We start from the raw sequence: 17,742 nt of genomic DNA on the forward strand, positions 1-17,742 counted from the left end.
GTGCGCGTCCGGGGCTGCAAGCGCGACGGGGGTCAGCGCGCCGGGGAGCTGGCTGCGATGCTCGGCGACCAGCTCGAGGGCCTCGCGCGCGAGCTTGGGCCACAGCGAACACCCGCCGCCGCTCGCCGGAAGATCGTCACAGGCGCACACGAACGCGGGCAGGTACGCGAGCACGCACGCGTCGAGGAACCCGGCGAGGATCTGATCACAGCGGGCGATCAGCTCGGGTCGGCCGTCGGCGTGGGCCTCGGCCTGGGCGCCGGTCACGAACGACAAGAACGCCAGCTCGATGCCCAGGTGATCCGCGCTCAGCTCGTCGAGCCGCGGCGTGAAGCCGGCCTGCTCGTAGTAGCCGCGGACCGTGTCCGCGCACGCGCCCGCCTGCGCGGCCGGATCCAGGAACACCCCCGCGTAGGGAAACACCCCGAGGCCGAAGCAAGCGTGGTGCGCCGCCGCGAGCTCGTCGAGCGTGTCAGGCTCGCTCCCGATCCAGCCGACGGACTCGAGCTGCGCGAGCGACCGCGCATCGACGCCCCGCACGAACAACCCAGCCAGCAGCGCGTAGAGCCGGCTGCGCCCCCGCGCCAGCTGCTCGACGCCCAGCTCGAGCTCAGCGCCCAAACGGCTCCTTGGGCAGCGCGTACGAGGCGTCGACCGGCCGCAGCGGGCGCTTGAGCCAGCTCGGTCGGCGGCTCCCATCGGGGCTGTGATCGACGGCCGAGCGAGTCAGCGAATGCCACTTGCGATAGATCTCCATCGACTTTCGCGTGTCGACGCAGACGTCCCCGTGCTTGTCGCCGGGCCGGGCCTTGCCGACGCCGATCGCCTTTTGCAGCCAGCAGTGCGCGCCGCTGATCGGATCGGGATGAACCGCGTGGGTCAGGTTCTGGTGCACGCCCACGTCCTTCCACCAGATCCGGCTGGTGTCGGGATCAAAGCTGTGCCAGGCCTTGCCGTGCTCGAGAATGTTGAGGGTGTGTCCGCCCTGCCCGTCCTCGTCGAGCTGCGCGAGCGCGGTCATGCCCGGGTTGCCGCCCGCGTCGTCGGCCAGTCGCCAGCGGCCCAGGTGGTGACTCATCGCAATGATCCCCGGCTTGATCCCCTCGGTCATGTAGATCTTGTCGACGAAGTACCCGATCTCCGTCTCGACCCGGATCAGGTCGCCGGTCGCCACGCCGATCCGCGCCGCGTCGCTCGGGTGCATCCACACCGGGTTGGCGTGGCTAATCTCGTAGAGCCACTTGGCGTTGGCCGAGCGGGTGTGAATCAGCGTGGGCAGCCGAAAGTTGGGTAGCAGCAGCATCTCGCCCTTGCTGCGATCGATGTTGCCCGGCGAGACGTGGCTCTCGAGCGGCCACGGCAACACGTGCTCGCGCTCGGGCCAGCCCCAGTCGCGCAGCGTCGCGCTGAAGAACTCGAGCTTGCGGCTGGGGGTCGTGAAGCCGACCCGCGCGACGCCGTCGATCTGGACGCCGATCGCCGCGCCATCGCGCGAGATCAGGCCACCCGCCCCGACCCCGCTGCCAGCGAGCGCCGCGGGTGAGAGCTCGGCCTCGTAGGGCACATAGTTCTCGCGCATGACCTCGAAGCAGCCGTACTTGCGCATGTACTCGAGCGGCGTGAGCTGCTCCGCCTGCGCGGCCGCGGGCAACCCGGGCACGCTGTGCTCGAACACGAAGCCCCAGTACTCCGCCTGCGACACGGGCCGGCTGGGGTCGACGGGGCTCTCGAACCACTTCCGGATCCCCAGTGACCCGTCGGGATCCATCTGCCACGACAGCTCGACCCAAAACTCCGCCTCTTCCCAGACCTCGCCCGGGTTGGCCTCGTGGGTGTGCTCGATCTCCCGACCGGCGCGCTCGAGCGCCACCCGCCGAACCGGCTGGCGAAACCCGATCCACTGGCCCGCGTGGGTCTCCTGGCTCATCAGGTCGTGGCGCTCGCTGGCGTGGCCCATGGGCAGCACGTAGTCGGCGAACCACGCCGACTCGTTCCAGGTCGGCGTGAGCGCGACATGGAACTTCAGCTTGTCGACGTCGCGCAGGGCCTCGAGCCACATGAAGCCGTCGGGGTTGATCCACATCGGGTTGTAGACCCGCGTGAAATACACGTCGATGTCGCCGCGGCCCTCGGCCAAGAAGTGCGGCAACAAGAAGCTCATCTCGTAGAAGGCCAGCGGCCACTCGTGGGGCAGGTGCAGCTCGTTCCAGGCCTCGAACGCGGGCGGCTGCGTGAAGGGCTTGGGCACGAACTTGTTCCACGAGTTCATGCTCGTGCCGCCGCGGGTCCCCACGCTGCCGGTCAGCACATTGAGGAACATCAGGGTCCGCGCGACCTGCCAGCCGCCGAGGTTGCCGATCGACGCCGAGCGCCAGGTGTGGGCTGCCAGCCGATCGCCCGCGGCCTCGACCAGGCGCGCGGTCTCCCGCAGCCGATCGATCGGCACCTGTGACTCGGCCGCCGCCCGCTCGAACGTGAACTCGGCGTACAGCGTGTCGAGGCAGCGCTCGAAGTCCTCGAAGCTGCCCGCCCCAACCGGCAGCTCGGGCATGTTGGGCAGACCCGGCGCCGAGGCCAGGAACTCCTCCCAGTTGACCCACCGACGCACGAACTCACGGTTGTAGCTGCGCCGACGGATCAGGTGGTTGGCGATCGCCAGCAGGATCGTGGCCTCGGACCCCGGCCAGCACGGCACCCACACGTCGCTGCGCGCGGCCGTGTTCGACAGCCGCGGATCGAAGGTGATGATCTTCGCGCCGTTTTGCTTGGCCTCGATGATGCGCTGGGCGTGGGGGTTGAAGTAATGCCCGGTCTCGAGGTGGCTCGAGATCAGCAAGATCACCCGCGCGTTGGCGTGGTCGGGGCTCGGTCGATCGGATCCGGTCCAGAAGGTGTAGCCCGCCCGCGCGCCCGACGAGCAGATGTTGGTGTGGCTATTGTGCCCATCCACCCCCCACGCCGAGATGCAGCGATTGGCGTAGTGATCTTCGCCAGGGCGGCCCACGTGATACATGATCCCGTCGCGCCGCTTGGTCCGACTGGCCCGCATGCGCGCGGCGATGTCGGCCAGCGCCTCGTCCCAGCTGACCCGCTTCCACTTGCCCTGACCGCGCTCGCCGACGCGCTTTAGCGGGTACAAGATCCGCTCGGGGTCGTAGATCTGATTGTGGGTCGCGGGGCCCTTGGCGCAGTTGCGACCGCGGCTGCCGGGGTGGACGGGGTTGCCCTCGAACTTGCGGATCTCGAAGGTCGTCTTGTCGACGTAGGCCAGCAGCCCGCAGGCGCTCTCGCAGTTGAAGCAGATCGTGGGGATCAGCGCGTAGCGGCGCGGGAGCTTGCGCGGCCAGGCCTTGGCGTCCCACTCGACCCAGTCTTCCCAGTGCTCGGGCGGCGGGTAGCGGCTCATGCGACCGTCGCCGTGCTCCACATCGATCATGTTGTCCAGGCGAATCGGCTCGCGCTCGGCCGCGCCGTAGCTGGGCAGCGCTTGCCCGGCCGCGTTGGTCTGGCCCTCGCCGATCACGGGCTCGTCGTGCTTGGCGTAGTCTGGCCGCAGCACCGCCGTGACCAGCTTGGCGATCTTGGCCGCGAGGGTGCTCATGAGTTGGGCAGCTCCTGGGGCGCCATCACAAACACGTACTCGTACGCGTAGAGGCCGGCAGTCGCGCTGACAGCCGCCAGCAACCCGAGGATCGGCGCGAGCGCGGGTCCGACCGCGCCAGCGGGGACCAACAACAGCGCGAGCGGGACCACGTGCCCGAGCACGATCGCGCCCCACCAAAACCGGCGTGCGTGACGACCGTGGCGGATCTCGTGGGCGGCTCGGGCGGCGAGCTCGCTCGCGTGCGGGACCCCCAGCTCACCGAAGGAGATCACGAACAGATCGACCACGAGGCTGACCCCAAACCCGAGCCGCGCGGCCGCGACCAGATCAGGCTGGAGCTCGACCACCGCCGACAGCCCGAGCAGCGCGCCCGTGCCCATCATCGCCGCTTGCACGAGCAGGTGCGTGGGCAACAGCGGGCTCTGCCACAGATCGCGGCCCTCGGCCTGGGCGAACAAGAACGCCGTATAGATCGCCGCGCCGATCGCCAGCGGCAGCGTCAGCCAACCCAGCACGGCCCGCGCGGGCGAGGGCAGCACGAACGCACCATCGGTGAGCGACGCCGCCGCCTCGCCAGCCCACCACAGCCCCGAGATCATGGAGAAACCGACCAGCAAGAAGGCCCCGCGGGTCAGCCAGCTGCGCCACTGCGGGCGCAGCAAGATCGACAAGAACCGCTCGGGCCGCTCGAGATCCATGACCAGCAGACCCGTGGTCGCGAGCGTGGCCAGGATCGCCAGCAGCCCGCCCCACACGATCGCCGCCTGGTCGAAGCCAAACCAGCCGAGCCCCCAGCCGAGCGCCAAGAACCCGAAGATGCCCGCGCCGATCCCCTTGGTGACCAGGTACGCGGGGACCGGCCAGTGCCAGGGGACCTCGTGCTGCGCGTTGTAGGCCAGCTGGATCATCTGCTCGGCCCGGGTGCCGCCAACCGGGGAGCCACCTGGAACGCCCTGCGCGGCCGGGACCCGGATCGTCGCGCCCGAGGCCGCGACGCTGATCGCCCGCTTCGGCGGGGCTGCATTGGCCGCTGTGCCCTGCTCGGTGACCACGTCAGCGAACATCAGCTGCTGGGGCTTGGCAGCGAACACCGTGGGGTGCAGGGCGACCGCGTCGCCATCGATGTACAGCACCTTCGGGGCCGTCCCCTGCTCCGGCTTGCGCACGCTGACCCGGCTGGTGGCGACCAGCTTGGCGATCTTGCTCATGGGATCATCGAGATCCCCGGCGACGATCGCCTCGGTCGGACACACCACCGCGCACGCCGGCTCGAGCCCGACGTCGATCCGGTGCGCGCAGAAGTGACACTTGGCCGCGGTGTGGGTGTCGGGGTCGATGTGGATCGCGTCGTACGGACACGCCTGCATGCACGCCTTGCAGCCGATGCACACGTCCTTGTCGAACTCCACGATCCCGTCGTCGCGCTGGTACATGGCCGTGACCGGGCAGATGCGCACGCACGGCGGGTTCTCGCAATGGTTACAGCGGGTCACCTGAAAGGTCCGCGTGACGTCGGGATACGCCCCATGCTCGACGTACTTGACCCACGTGCGATCGACCCCGAGCGGGACCTCGTTCTCACTCTTGCACGCGGTGCTGCACGCGTGGCAGCCGATACAGCGAGTGTTGTCAATGACGAAGCCGTAGTTCACGACAGCTCCGGCCTGACGCGTGAGGGTGTTCGTGTCCCGTCCAACGACCGGTGCGGAGCAATCGGCGTGCCAGGGCCAGGTTCGCCCGCAAACCTGGTTCTGATCGGGATCTGGCGGCCAGCGTTTCAGGCGTGTTCCATGATGTTGCGAGCGGCTCCAGCGATCAGACCGATCGGCGCGGGCGCAGATCGTCGTAGACTCCGCCACCCTCCGGTACCCGATGTTGCAGCTGCAGCCCGTCACCGCCACGATCGGCGCCGAGGTCCTCGGCGTCGACCTCACCCAACCGATCACCGACGCGCTGTCGGACGCGCTGCACGCCGCGCTGGCCGAGCATCAGGTCCTGATCTTCCGCGACCAGCACATCGACCCGGCCCATCACCTCGCGCTCGCGCTGCGGTTTGGCGATCCGGTCGCTCACCCGGCATACCCGACCGTGCCCGGGTTCCCGGTCGTGAACATCCTCGAGAACAACGAGGCCAAGCCGCCGAAGATCGACACCTGGCACACCGACATGACCTTCATGGAGCGGCCGCCGCTCGGTTCGATCCTGCGGGCGATCACGATCCCACCGGCTGGCGGCGACACGCTGTTCGCGAGCCTGGGTGCCGCCTACCAAAGCTTGTCCGATCGCATGCAGCGCTACCTCGAGGGGCTCGAGGCCTACCACTCGTTCGCGCATGGATTTCGCCAGAGCTTGGCCGAGCCGGGCGGGCCCGAGCGGCTCGCCCACGCCGTCCGCGACAATCCCCCGCGCCGCCATCCCGTGATCCGCACACACCCGGTCAGCGGCGCTAAGCAGCTGTTTGTGAATCGCCTGTTCACGACCCACCTGGTCGGCGTCGGCGAGCGGGAGAGCGCCGCCGTGCTGGCGTATCTGTACGACCACCTCGAGATCCCCGAGCACACCTGCCGGGTCCGCTGGCGCCCGGGGACCATCGCGTTCTGGGACAATCGCGCGACCATGCACCGGCCCGTCAACGACTTCTGGCCGGCCGTCCGGATCATGCAGCGGATCACGATCGCGGGCGACAAGCCGATCTGAGCGGTTCAGCGGTCGATCGCCGCCGCCTCGCAGCAAGACCCGTGAGCTCTGCGACGCTCCGCTCACGGGCAGGTCACGTCCCTGTCGCATCGCCGTCTCGCCAATGTTCGGGACTCGTAGCGCGCCAACACGACAGATGTGACCCGACTGAAACCCTGGGTCGCCATGCTGGAGGAGCCCTCGTGGCCACCTTCCATCCATGCGCAAACCGTTCGAACTCACGACGCTCTCCCACCCCAGCCTGCTCGGTCTCGTGCTCGTCCTCTCCAGCGCAGCTGGTTGCGGCGACGACACCACAACCGCAGATACTGGGGACACCAGCGAGACGGGTGGCCCCGGTCAGCCCGGCGACCCTGGCGATCCCGGCGACCCCGGCGACCCCGGCGACCCCGGCGATCCAGGCGACCCTGGTGATCCCGGTGATCCAGGCGATCCCGGCGACCCTGGCCAGAACGCCCGCAGCTTGATCTTCACGCCCGTGGAGTTCCCCGCCACCGACGAGGCCAAGCGAGCGGTGCTGGCCTCGCCCCGCGCCGAGATCGACCACACGATTCACGAGATCGGCTTTCACACCGTGCTGCGCAGCGGCGAGCAGCCAGGCGGCGGTGGGACGTTTGGCTTGATCGTCGACAAGGACGGCGATCCGGTCCTCAATGAGGACGCCTCGGAGTTTGTCTCGTCGGACGCGGACTTCAGCTCGCTGCTCCCGATCGGCGACAAGATCTACTCCGTCATGCAATTCGAGTCCCGACCTGGCGGCATGTACCTGTCGGAGCTCTCGCAAGATCAGAGCACCGGAGCGCTCACCCCCGTCTCGACCGCCGCGATCGACTTCTCTGACGTCCACGGCTTGTGGGTGCCCTGCGCCGGCAGCGTGACACCGTGGAACACTCACCTGGGCGGCGAAGAATACCCGCCCGACGCCCGCGAGTTCGAGGCGGCCCAGCTCGTCGAGGAACTGGGCGGCTACGCGATCCCGATGCTCCGCTACTGGAAGCTGGACATCTACAGCGACGCCAACAACGACGACCTGATCGACCTGACCCTCGACGAGGTGAGGGCTGCCGGCTTCCACCCGTATCACCACGGCTATCCGATCGAGGTCGTCGTCAACGAGGACGCCTCATACGCGGTCACCAAGCACTACAGCATGGGCCGATCCGCGATCGAGCTGGCCTACGTGATGCCCGATGAGCGCACCGTCTACATCACCGACGACGGGACCAACGTCGGGCTGTACATGTTCGTCGCCGACAACGCGGGGGATCTGAGCGCCGGCAACCTCTACGCGATGAAGTGGTACCAGACCAGCGCGAGTGGGGCTGGGTCGGCGGACATCGAGTGGATCCCACTGGGTCACGCCTCCAACGCCGAGGTCAGCGCTCTGATCGACGCGGGCACGGAATTCAGCGACGTGTTCGCCAGCGCCGATCCGGTGCTCGACATCAACGATCAGCCGACAGGTGAGTGCCCCGACGGCTTCACCTCGATCAACGCGGGCGACCCCGGGATCGAGTGCCTGGCCCTGCAGCCCGGCATGGAGCTCGCCGCCTCCCGGCTCGAGAGCCGTCGCTATGCCGCGATGCTGGGCGCGACCGTGGAGCTGCGCAAAGAAGAGGGCATCGCGGTCGACCCCGACAATCACACGATGTTCATTGCGATGTCCGCGATCGAGAACGGCATGGAGGACAACGCCAAGAACGGCGCCCCCAACACCCGCTACGATGTCGGTGGCCCCAACGACATCCGGGTCCAGAGCAACCGCTGCGGCGCTGTCTATGCGCTGGATCTCGCGCCCTCGATGCTCTACGACTCCCAGTGGGTCGCCTCGAACTGGCGCCCGCTCGTGGTCGGACAAGAGATCAGCTACCCGAACGGCAGCCCGTTCGCGGGCAACACCTGCAGCGTCAACAGCATCGCCAGCCCCGACAACGTCACCTATGTTCGCGGCTACGACACGTTGATCATCGGCGAGGACACGAGCAGTCACCAAAATGACATGATCTGGGCGTACGAGATGAAGACCGGCAAGCTGACCCGGGTCCAGACGACGCCCTACGGAGCCGAGACCACGTCGCCCTATTGGTACCCGAACATCAACGGCTTCGCGTACCTCAAGAGCGTCATCCAGCATCCCTATGGTGAGTCCGATCAGGATAAATTGATGGATCCCGCCGACGCGGCCGCGTACGACGGCTACCTCGGCCCATTCCCCGCCATGGACTGACTTAACGGCTCCGCGCGGGCGACCTCGTCGACCAGGTCGCCCGCGTTTTTTTGATCAACAGTTACTATAGAGGTTCGCCCACGCTATGTTCCGTCTCGCGAGTCTACCCGCTGTGTCCCTGCTGGGGTTGCTGCTCATGGGCTGTCAGGTCGCCTCATCCGACCCCGGTCCCGCCAAGGCGAGCGTTCCCGATCAGCCGGCGCAGAGGCCCGCACCGGAGCTAAGCAATCTCCAGCCTGTCAACGTCAGCGCCTACATTCCGCCGCAGTGCTACGCGAACACGATCGACGAGCGCGGCGGCGTGCACAACCCTTGTTTTGTGTGTCACCACGACGGCTGGCGGCCCAATTTCATCGGCGACGGATCGGTGCAAACGGCCTATGATCTGCCCGATCCCGCGCTGAACAATCCCTGGACCAACCTGCGAGTCGACCGCCGCGCGGAGCTGGCTGCGATCGACGAGCCCGAGCTGCTGGCGTATGTCCGGCGATCGAATTACCGAGAGGGCGATCAGCTGCTGCTCGCCGCGCGGTTGAGCGAGCTGCCGCCCGGCTGGGATCAAGACGACGACGGCAGCTGGAGTGGGTACGTGCCCGACGCGTGGTTCGAGTTCGACGCGCGCGGGTTCGATCATGGGCCCGACGGGGCGCTCACTGGCTGGCGCGCGTACGCGTTTCGGCCGCTGCCGGGCGCGTTCTTCCCGACCAACGGGGGCTCGATCGGTGACGCGCTGATCCGCCTGCCGAAAGCGTTTCGCCGTGACGCCGCGGGCGTGGACAGCCTCGCCGTCTACGAGCTCAACCTCGCGATCCTCGAGGCCCTGATCACCCGGGCGGACGTGGCGATCGAGCCGAGCATCGAGCGAGACCTCGGTGTCGATCTAGACGGAGACGGCAGCCTCGGCATCGCAACAATTGTTCACTTCCAGTGGGCGCCGCTACGCGGCCAGACCATGCGCTGGGTCGGCGAGGCTGGTCTCGCCCAGGAGCGGGGCGAGCTCGAGCTCGCCGCGGGTCTGTTCCCGGTCGGCACCGAATTTCTGCACAGCGTCCGCTACCTCGACGTCGCCGGGCCCGAGCGCCGCGTCGTGATGGCGCCGCGCATGAAGGAGCTCCGCTACGCCCGCAAGCGCCGGTGGCTGAGCTACTCCGAGCTCGACGCGGCCGCAGCCGAAGACGCGAAGCAGCGGATCGACTTTCCCGCCCGCGTCCGCGACGTGTTCGCCGACCTCGAGCGTGGCGCCAGCACTGGGATCGGTTGGGTGATGCAGGGCTTCATCGAGGACGCGGGCGGCGAGCTTCGCCCCCAGACCGTCGAAGAGACCATGTTCTGCGTGGGCTGCCACTCGGGCGTCGGCGCCACGGACGACGGCATCTACTCGTTTGGTCGCAAGCTCGGCCCCGACGCGCCCGCGCGCGGCTGGACCCACACCGCGACCGACAATGGCCACCGCGTCGGCGACCACACCCGCGCCGACGACCTCGGCGAGTACGCGACCTACCTGATCGAGAACGAGGCGGGCGATGACTTTCGCGCCAACCAGGAGCTCCTCGCTCGGTTCTTCGATGAGCACGGCGAGCCGCGAATGCAGGCGATCAACGCGCTCGCCGAGGACGTCTCACCGCTGCTGCTCCCCTCGCCCGAGCGCGCGCTGGCCCTCGACGCAGCGTATCGGCTAGTTGTCCGCGAGCAGAGCTACGCGCTCGGCCGCGACAGCGTGCTGGCGCCCACGATGAACCTGCACATGGCGCTCGCGCCCGCCCAGCCGACCGGTATCGAGGTCCCCGTGCACGGCCCGCGCGACCGCCGTCCGCGACCTGTCAGGTGAGCTCGCGGATCATCTCCCACTGATCGATCAACGGTCGCGCGCCGCAGTGACGCAGACAGGCGAGCGCCGCGATGGCTCGCGCATCGACGTTGAGCACCCGCAGCGGATCGGCGCTGCGCCGCTGGAGCTCGTGGAGGAGCGCGCTGGCGATCCCGCGGCGGCGCTGGTCCGGCGCGATTGCGATCTGCAAGACATCGCTCCCGCACGCGATCGCCACGCCGCGGACCTGGTCGCCGATCCGAGCCTCGAGGACCACGCGCGGCTCGCTGCGCTCGACCGTCTCGATCCCGCCCGGCCAGGCCGGCTGGAAGTCCCACCAAGCGGACCACGTCGGCCAGTCGAGCGTCGCGGTCTCGACGAGCTCCAGACCCGCGGGCACCGCCCGGGTCACCGTGACCTTCGGCTCCGGCCACTTCAGGCAGATCAGCCGGCGAGCCCGGACGAACCCGAGCCGCGCGTAGGCCCGAACCGCCCTGTCGTTGGTGTCGATCACCTCGAGCGTCATTCGCTCGATCCCCTCGGCGCGTAGCCGCGGCCACAGAGCCCCGAACAGCGCGCCGACGAGCCCGCCGCCCTGGGCCGCGCGCCGGACCCCGGTCATCAGGTCGTAGGCCGACCTCCCCGAGCGAGCGCTCAGCGTGTAGCCGACCAGCTCGGCGCCTTTGAACGCCCCGAGCGACAGCGGCCAGACCACGCCCCGCCGATGCAGCATCAGCTGCAGCGCCGCGAGCGAGGGTTGCATCGGGATCGGATACACGGCGAAGGCATCGAGCGTCGCCGCGTGGATGCCCTCGAGATCGGCTTCGCTGAGTGAACGCAGCTCGAACATGTTGGGTAGCGACTCCGATCCGTGGCGCGCTCGCCGGGTCTCAGCGTAGCGAAGTTGCGGCCCGAACTCATCCAACACTGACGACCGCGGGCAGGCCTGCTAGGCTGTGCCAATGCCGATCGATCGCTCGCGCTTCTTGTTGCTCACCGCTGCCCTCGCCACCGCCGCCTGCAACCAGGACAAGCCCGAGAGCAAGACAGACGACCCCCCGGCCAAGACCGCCGACGACAAGGAGGACGACAGCAAGAAGGCCGAGCCTGCACCCGCTGACCCGAGCGAGGCCAGCAAGGACGGCGCGCCGTCGACTCCCGAGACCAGCGCGGCTCCGGGCGGGGACAACCAAGCCGCGCCGCTGCCCGCCCCCGCCGACGAAGAGTTGCCCCCGCCGATCAAAGAAAACTTCGGCGGGTGACGCGGCTGCGGCCCGCGTCGCTCAGTTGACATGTGCGCGGCCACGGGCTGGGATGGCGCATGCCCCCGCGCACCCGTCATGGTTGGATCGAGACCATCGCCCCCGAGCAGGCCACCGGCTTGCTCGCCAAGCTGTACAAGGCCGCCCTCGATCGCGCGGGTAAGGTCTACAACGTGATCCGGATCCAGTCGCTGCGGCCGGAGGTCCTGCGGATCTCGACGCAGCTGTACCGCGAGGTCATGTTCGGCGAGCGCAGCCCGCTCACCCGTGCCCAACGCGAGATGCTTGCTACCGCCGTGTCGCGCCAGAACGCGTGCGAGTACTGAACGTGGAGCCACGGCGACGACCTCCGTGCTGAGGTCGAGATGGACTCCGAGATCTGCGCTGGCCAGGACCCCGACGAGTGGGTGGCCGCGATCAAGACCGACTGGCGCACCGCCGAGCTGCGTGACGTCGAGGGTGCGATCCTCGAGTACGCGACCAAGCTGACGAAAGACCCCGGCGCCATGCGGGAGGCCGACGTGCTGGCCCTGCGCGCGGCCGGGCTCAGCGACACGGCGATCCATGATGTCGCGCAGGTCGTCGCGCTGTTCAACTACTACAACCGCATCGCGGATGGGCTGGGGATCGCCATCGATCCCACGGTCTAGACGACCAAGCACCCCTCACGACAATGATCCGATGAGCGGCGAGCACTTGTCCGTGGTGTAACGCCCTCGTCACCCACGCCCGAAGCGGTCGTGATAGCTACCGCCGGCATGCACTCGGCGTCGAGCTATTCAATGGTTGTTGTGATCTGCGCAGCCACGCTGATCTCATGCTCCGACAACGCGGCCGACGAGGCCAGCGGGTCGGACTCGGACTCGGGCTCGGGCTCGAGCTCGACCGACAGCACGACCTCCCCAAGCGATACGAGCACGACCGGCGACGGTGACGGCGACGGTGACGGCGACGGTGACGGCGACGGCGACGGCGACGGGATCCCAGAGCGGATCGACTGTGGAACACCGAGCTACGCCGGCCTGCGCCGCGCGCCCTACCTGCAATCGGTCGCCCCAAGCAGCACCCGAGTGGCCTGGGCGAGCGAGACCGGGGGCGTGGCCACGCTGCACGTGGCCGAGAGCAAGGACGGCCCGTGGATGGAGTTCGCCGCGACCCCACGCGTGTTCGAGGTCGACTACACGGGCGAGGAGGTCGACTACACCGCGTACGACGCGACCGCCGACGGCCTGCAGCCGGGGACTCAGTATTGCTACGAGATCCACGAGGACGGCGACCCGGTCGCGACCGGGCTCTGGTTCGAGACCGCATGGACCGATGACCGCGCGGTCCGGATCGTGGCGCTCGGCGACTCGGGCAACGCCAGCGCCGAGCAGCTCGCGGTCCGCGATCGCATGCTCGAGCGCGACTTCGACGTGTTCTTGCACCTCGGCGACATGGCCTACGGCGACGGGACCTTCCCGGAGTTCAAGGAGCGAGTGTTCGACGTCTACACCGAGCTCCTGCACAAGACGCCGACCTGGCCGACGATGGGCAACCACGAGTACAAGACCGACAACGGGCAGCCCTACCTCGACCTCTACTACATGCCCGAGGTCACCCTCGATCCCGCCCACGCCGAGCGCTACTACAGCTTCGACTACGGCGAGGTCCACTTCATCTCGCTCGAGACCAACGACCTGCCGCTGATCACCGCCGTCGCCCTCGATCAAACCAGCGACATCACGATGCTGGACTGGCTGCGCGAGGATCTTGCCCAGAACGACAAGCCCTGGACCGTCGCGTTCTTTCATCACCCGCCCTACACCTCGTCCGAGCGCGATCCCAACTTTCTGGTCCGCGACGGGCTGGTTCCGATCCTCGAGGAGTGGGGCGTCGACATCGTGCTCGCCGGGCATGACCACCACTACGAGCGGACCGTTCCGCTCGAGGGGAATGGGCCGTCGACCAAGGAAGAGGGCGGCATCTACTACTTCGTGGTCGGCAACGGCGGCGCCGGTCTGCGCCCGGCCGACGGCGACTGGTGGACGGCCGAGGTCAACGACGAGCAGCATGGCTACCTGTCGCTTCGAATCGAGGGCTGCACCGCCTACGGCGAGGTCGTGACCCTCGACGGCGAGATCCTCGACTCCTTCGAGCTGCCCGACTGTTGACCGGGCCGGTCCAGCGTCGGCCGCTCTGGCGCGAACCCTTGCTCGCGTTCGTGGTGCTCGGGGCGGTGGTGTTTGGCATCGATCGCGCGCTGCCCCGCGACGAGCCGGCCGCGCGACAGGTGCGGCTCGATCGTGAGACTCACTCGCGGCTGCTCGACGAGCTGCATGCGGCGCTGGGGCGCGCGCCAACGCCAACGGAGATCGCCGCGGCCGAGCAGCGCTGGGTGAGCACCGAGGTGCTGGTTCGCGAGGGGCTGGCCCTGGGACTCGAGCGCGACGATCCGATCGTTCGCCAGCGGATCGTCGACAAGATGCAGCTGGCGCTCGACGACTTCAGGCCGAGCGAGCCTCGGCCTGGCCAGCTCGAGGACTACTTCGCGGCCAACCGAGCTCGCTTCGCCGAGCCGGGGGCCGCGGACTTCGTGCACGTGTGGCTCAGCGAGGCCGAGTCCGCCGACGAGATTCTCGCGCGGCTCGAGGCTGGCGAAGATCCAGCGGCGCTCGGGCGGCCGTTCCCGGACGGGAGTCGGTTTCGCCGGCGCCCGCGTGCTCGCGTGGCCCAGAGCTTCGGCGAGGGCTTCGCCGCCGAGCTGTTCTCGACGCCGAGCACCGGTCGGTGGATCGTGCGGCGCTCCGATCACGGCACCCACGTGGTCAAGACCCTGGCCCTGCGACCCGGACGGGAGCCGAGGCTCGCTGGCATCCGCGAGCGCGTGCTCGAGGACTGGCACCGCTCGCGGCGACGCGAGCACGTCCGCGCGCGCGTCGACGCGCTCGTCGACGGCTGGGAGCTGGTGATCGAGCGATGAACGGCCGCTCCGCTCGGGTCTGGCTGGCGCTGGGCTGCGCGCTGGCGTGCTTGCTGCTCGTGTGGCCGCACCGGGCTTGGGCCCACGAGCCGCACCCTGCCCTGCTGGTGATCGAGCAGACGGCGAGCGGCAGCTACGAGGTCCGCTGGCGAGCACCGGTCGGCGGCCAGTTTGACGATGGCGTTCGCCCGGTGTTTCCCGAGCACTGCGAGCTCACGGGCCAGCGGCTCGCATGCGACGACCCAGGCCTGACGGGGGAGCTCACGATCGCCGGGCTCGCGCGCGCGGACGCGGACGTGGTCGTGGAGATCCGCTGGTCGCCGACGCGGACCCAGACGGCGGTGCTGTCCCGGCAGCGTCCGGCGATGATCCTCGATCCGGGGGTGGTCGGCGGGCCGTGGCGAGTCGCGCGAGCGTACGTGGTCCTCGGTGTCGAGCACATCGTCGGCGGCTGGGATCACCTCGCCTTCGTGGTGGGGCTGCTGCTCCTCGTTGGCTTCGAGCGGCGGCTGATCTGGACGATCACCGCGTTCACCGTTGCCCACTCGCTCACGCTCGCGGCGAGCGTCCTCGAGCTCGTGCGGCTGCCGAGCCGCGCGGTGGAGATCGTCATCGCGCTCTCGATCGTGCTCGTCGCCCGCGAGGCTATCGACGCACGGAGCGACGCGCCGCCGTCATGGTCGCGGCGCTGGCCGTGGGCGATCGCGTTCGGGTTCGGGTTGCTGCATGGGTTCGGCTTCGCGGGGGCGCTGCTCGAGATCGGGATCCCCGACACAGCTCGAGCCCTGGCCCTGGCCTCGTTCAATATCGGCGTCGAGCTCGGCCAGCTGGCGGTGGTCGCCGTGCTCGGCCTCGCTTGGGTGGCCGTGCGGCGCCTGGCCGTGCGGTGGCCAGGCTGGAGGGTGCCGGTATGCGTCGCGCTCGGCGGCCTGGGCGTGTACTGGACCCTCGATCGCGCGGCCTCGGCCTGGTTCGGCGTCTGACCCCGTTGGTTCTGGGGACGATCCGCAAGCGAGCAGAGCTTTGCAGTGCGCTCGAGCTCGAGCTGCGGCGTCAGGGTGAGCAGGTGACCGCCGGCCTCGTCGGCGACCCCGATCGAAGGTCCCGATGAGGACGCGGGGTCGATCGGCTCGCGCGGGCGCCGACACCCATCGAGGTACACGCTCCCGACCGGGCACTCGACATCCACCGTGCAGTAGAAGATGCCCGCGGCACGCCATGAAGGAGCCTGGACCCGCGCCCCCCACCAACGCGATTTCGAACGGTCCGCTCAGTCTTCTTCGGTGACCACGGGCATCTCGCCCGACCAGTCGACGGTCAGGGTGCGTCCGCCCTGGTGGACCGTGAGCACCCGATCCACCAGGCTCACGTAGGGGCCCTCGAGCACTGGCCACAGCTCGGGATCGAACTCGGGTTGGATCACGTCGTTGATCTCGATCTCGGGTCGGACCACGGCGACCACGTCTGAGTCATAGACGTAGTCCGGCGCGACCCACGTCGCCCGCAGCACGTCGCCGTCCGAATCGGTGTAGCTCACGCTCAGAGCCTCCCAGTCGATCTCGAGCGGGTTCGACTGCAACTGGGCCTGAAAGCCCTCGAAGCTGCCGTGCTGCGCCACCGTGCCCAGCTCGTAGACGATCGCGTTGGTCGCCCCCTCCGAGCGGATCATGTTGAACTCGGCCAGCTCGTCGGTCGTCTCCGTGTCGATGACATAGTCACGCAGCGGACGAATCCCGACGTAGACCTCGCCCTCACGCATGAAGATCCATCCCTCGCTCTCGACGACCTCGTCCACCGATTTGGGATAGCGGGTGTCGGCCCGCTGGATCGGCGCCTGGAGTCGCTGGTCCGCCCAGGAGCCCAGGCCCTCCCACGGGTCGAGCTCGGGGATGTTGAACAGGCTGATCACCGTGTTTTCATGGTGGGCGATCTCGTGAAACGGCGAGTTCGAGGCACCGCGCCAGGCCGCGGCCTCGCTCAGCGCGCTGCCCCAGTAATTGTGTGAACTCTCGATATAATTGTAGGTATCGCTGCTCGCGTAGGCGAGCATGAAGTTCTTGAAGTTGACGTAGAAACCGCCGGGCTGGTAGCGGAGAAAGCCCGTGCCCACGGCGTAGTCCCCGGTCCGATAGACCGTACGCATGTTGTCGTGGGACGGCCCGTCACCCCACGCACCGAAGCGCGCGAACGAGCCGTGCCCGGTGTAGCTGGTGGTGTTGCCTGTTGCGACCTTGCGGATCACATCGGGCGGACACCACTCGATCGAGGCGTTGTAGACCACGGTCGAGTTGTGGCTGTGCGAGCGCCAGGTCTCGACATCGTCGGTGATGTTGGTGCCCTCGGGCCAGTACATCCAGTTCATGAATTGAACGTTGGGCTGCACCCCGTGATAGTTGGCGTTGACCTGCTGGTAATTTGATCGATTGTAGGGCGGCAGGGTGATGCCATGAAAGGTGTTCATGGCGAGGTTGGCATAGTGAAAGAGCAGCGCCGCCTCGGCCGCCCGCACGATCTCGTCGTCGTCGGCGAAGGCATACAGCCCCAGCAACGGGAACAGGTGCAGCATGTCGTAGGTCGTCGAGAGATTCTCGGTGTAGCCCTTGTCGTAGAGGCTCGACATCACCTGCAGCAAGTTGGCCTTGATCGACTCGTGCAGCTCGTCCCCCGATACCAGCGGCCCCTGGTTGGTCAACCAATCGTCCTCCTCGGGGAACCACTGGGTGAACAAGAAGCCCGCGAAATTCTTCATCAACGCGTGGTTCTCGGTGCCGTGGCCGTTGATCTCGTGCCACGACTTCATGCAGTCTTTCATCTCCTGTCGCTGGGCCTCGGAGAAGTGCTCCCAGTACAGGCCCAGGGCGTAGGTCCCCGACGGCACCGATTGATCGTTGCCCAGACACACCGTATCGACCGCCTGCTCGAGCGCGACCGGGTCGTCGGGATCGACGTATAGCGCGCCCAGGAGCGTGGCCCAGCCCTCGGGATTGGCGAGCGTCTCCAAGACCCAAGCGCGGCGTTCATTGAAGACCTCCTTGGGTTCGATGGGACCGGGATCTTCGCCGTCGCCGTCGCCATCCCCGTCGCCGTCTCCATCCCCGTCTCCGTCTCCCGCGCCACCCTCGGTCTCGCAGGTGTCGATCTCGTCACACGAACCATCGACCGATGGATCGGTGCATCCGCCCA

13 protein-coding genes and 1 pseudogene are annotated in these 17,742 nt (G+C 68.2%); 9 read left to right on the plus strand and 5 right to left on the minus strand.

Annotation, left to right across the window (positions count from 1 at the left end):
- Positions 1-159: 159 nt before the first annotated feature.
- From ENSA7_RS46345 to nrfD, 3 genes and pseudogenes are all read right to left on the minus strand, one after another.
- Positions 160-699 (minus strand): annotated as a pseudogene (locus ENSA7_RS46345) (molecular chaperone TorD family protein); the annotation flags it as partial.
- On the minus strand, positions 611-3,436 hold the full coding sequence (locus ENSA7_RS23120) for a molybdopterin-dependent oxidoreductase (RefSeq protein ID WP_106091514.1): 2,826 nt from the start codon (positions 3,434-3,436) through the stop codon (positions 611-613). The gene ENSA7_RS23120 and the pseudogene ENSA7_RS46345, both read right to left, overlap by 89 nt.
- 161 nt (positions 3,437-3,597) lie before the next feature.
- Positions 3,598-5,256 carry an NrfD/PsrC family molybdoenzyme membrane anchor subunit gene (nrfD, locus tag ENSA7_RS23125; protein ID WP_106091502.1) on the minus strand — a complete coding sequence of 553 codons (1,659 nt, stop codon included), beginning with the start codon at positions 5,254-5,256 and terminating at the stop codon, positions 3,598-3,600.
- Positions 5,257-5,476: 220 nt separating this feature from the next.
- Between nrfD and ENSA7_RS23130 the strand changes: the two genes are divergently transcribed.
- The 3 genes from ENSA7_RS23130 to ENSA7_RS23140 all read left to right on the plus strand — a co-directional run bounded on the left by ENSA7_RS23130 (position 5,477) and on the right by ENSA7_RS23140 (position 10,356).
- Positions 5,477-6,301: a TauD/TfdA dioxygenase family protein gene (locus tag ENSA7_RS23130; protein WP_106091503.1), complete on the plus strand. Its 825-nt coding sequence runs from the start codon at positions 5,477-5,479 to the stop codon at positions 6,299-6,301.
- A gap of 199 nt (positions 6,302-6,500) precedes the next feature.
- Complete coding sequence (locus ENSA7_RS23135) at positions 6,501-8,528, plus strand: PhoX family protein (RefSeq protein WP_106091504.1); 2,028 nt, start codon at positions 6,501-6,503, stop codon at positions 8,526-8,528.
- A 112-nt stretch (positions 8,529-8,640) separates the two neighbouring features.
- The gene (locus ENSA7_RS23140) at positions 8,641-10,356 is read left to right on the plus strand and encodes an Aq_1262 family (lipo)protein (RefSeq protein WP_106091505.1); all 1,716 of its coding nucleotides are present in this window, start codon (positions 8,641-8,643) and stop codon (positions 10,354-10,356) included.
- Here the strand turns inward: ENSA7_RS23140 and ENSA7_RS23145 are convergent.
- Positions 10,349-11,185 (minus strand): GNAT family N-acetyltransferase, encoded by an 837-nt coding sequence (locus tag ENSA7_RS23145; protein ID WP_106091506.1) that lies wholly within the window; start codon positions 11,183-11,185, stop codon positions 10,349-10,351. The genes ENSA7_RS23140 and ENSA7_RS23145 overlap by 8 nt on opposite strands.
- 112 nt (positions 11,186-11,297) lie before the next feature.
- On the opposite strand from ENSA7_RS23145, the gene ENSA7_RS23150 reads away from it, so the two are divergent.
- The 6 genes from ENSA7_RS23150 (at position 11,298) to ENSA7_RS23175 (ending at position 15,542) form a co-directional block, all read left to right on the plus strand.
- Positions 11,298-11,597, plus strand: coding sequence for a hypothetical protein (locus ENSA7_RS23150; protein WP_106091507.1), 300 nt, complete (start codon positions 11,298-11,300; stop codon positions 11,595-11,597).
- Between the two features lie 59 nt (positions 11,598-11,656).
- Positions 11,657-11,923, plus strand: coding sequence for a carboxymuconolactone decarboxylase family protein (locus ENSA7_RS23155; RefSeq protein ID WP_106091508.1), 267 nt, complete (start codon positions 11,657-11,659; stop codon positions 11,921-11,923).
- Positions 11,924-11,962: 39 nt separating this feature from the next.
- A complete protein-coding gene (locus ENSA7_RS23160) occupies positions 11,963-12,247 on the plus strand; it encodes a carboxymuconolactone decarboxylase family protein (protein WP_219908041.1) in 285 nt (94 codons plus the stop codon).
- 108 nt (positions 12,248-12,355) lie between these two features.
- Positions 12,356-13,750, plus strand: a complete 1,395-nt coding sequence (locus ENSA7_RS23165; protein ID WP_146158034.1) for a purple acid phosphatase family protein — start codon at positions 12,356-12,358, stop codon at positions 13,748-13,750.
- Positions 13,747-14,559: a peptidylprolyl isomerase gene (locus tag ENSA7_RS23170; protein ID WP_106091510.1), complete on the plus strand. Its 813-nt coding sequence runs from the start codon at positions 13,747-13,749 to the stop codon at positions 14,557-14,559. Before ENSA7_RS23165 ends, ENSA7_RS23170 begins: the two co-directional genes overlap by 4 nt.
- Complete coding sequence (locus ENSA7_RS23175) at positions 14,556-15,542, plus strand: HupE/UreJ family protein (RefSeq protein WP_106091511.1); 987 nt, start codon at positions 14,556-14,558, stop codon at positions 15,540-15,542. The genes ENSA7_RS23170 and ENSA7_RS23175 overlap by 4 nt, the downstream gene beginning before the upstream one ends.
- A 287-nt stretch (positions 15,543-15,829) precedes the next feature.
- Here the strand turns inward: ENSA7_RS23175 and ENSA7_RS23180 are convergent.
- Positions 15,830-17,742 (minus strand): hypothetical protein (locus ENSA7_RS23180; RefSeq protein ID WP_181234024.1); only part of this gene is annotated, 1,913 nt, incomplete at its 5' end.

This window comes from Enhygromyxa salina (assembly GCF_002994635.1).
Taxonomy (GTDB): domain Bacteria; phylum Myxococcota_A; class Polyangia; order Nannocystales; family Nannocystaceae; genus Plesiocystis; species Plesiocystis salina_B.

What these genes read in the sequence shown, in the direction of transcription:
- ENSA7_RS23130 (WP_106091503.1), top strand. Translation starts at nt 5,477, where the DNA reads ATGTTGCAGCTGCAGCCCGTCACCGCCACGATCGGCGCCGAGGTCCTC.
- ENSA7_RS23165 (WP_146158034.1), top strand. Translation starts at nt 12,356, where the DNA reads ATGCACTCGGCGTCGAGCTATTCAATGGTTGTTGTGATCTGCGCAGCC.
- ENSA7_RS23120 (WP_106091514.1), bottom strand. Translation starts at nt 3,436, where the DNA reads ATGATCGATGTGGAGCACGGCGACGGTCGCATGAGCCGCTACCCGCCG.
- ENSA7_RS23145 (WP_106091506.1), bottom strand. Translation starts at nt 11,185, where the DNA reads ATGTTCGAGCTGCGTTCACTCAGCGAAGCCGATCTCGAGGGCATCCAC.
- ENSA7_RS23150 (WP_106091507.1), top strand. Translation starts at nt 11,298, where the DNA reads ATGCCGATCGATCGCTCGCGCTTCTTGTTGCTCACCGCTGCCCTCGCC.
- ENSA7_RS23155 (WP_106091508.1), top strand. Translation starts at nt 11,657, where the DNA reads ATGCCCCCGCGCACCCGTCATGGTTGGATCGAGACCATCGCCCCCGAG.
- ENSA7_RS23175 (WP_106091511.1), top strand. Translation starts at nt 14,556, where the DNA reads ATGAACGGCCGCTCCGCTCGGGTCTGGCTGGCGCTGGGCTGCGCGCTG.
- ENSA7_RS23160 (WP_219908041.1), top strand. Translation starts at nt 11,963, where the DNA reads ATGGACTCCGAGATCTGCGCTGGCCAGGACCCCGACGAGTGGGTGGCC.
- ENSA7_RS23135 (WP_106091504.1), top strand. Translation starts at nt 6,501, where the DNA reads ATGCGCAAACCGTTCGAACTCACGACGCTCTCCCACCCCAGCCTGCTC.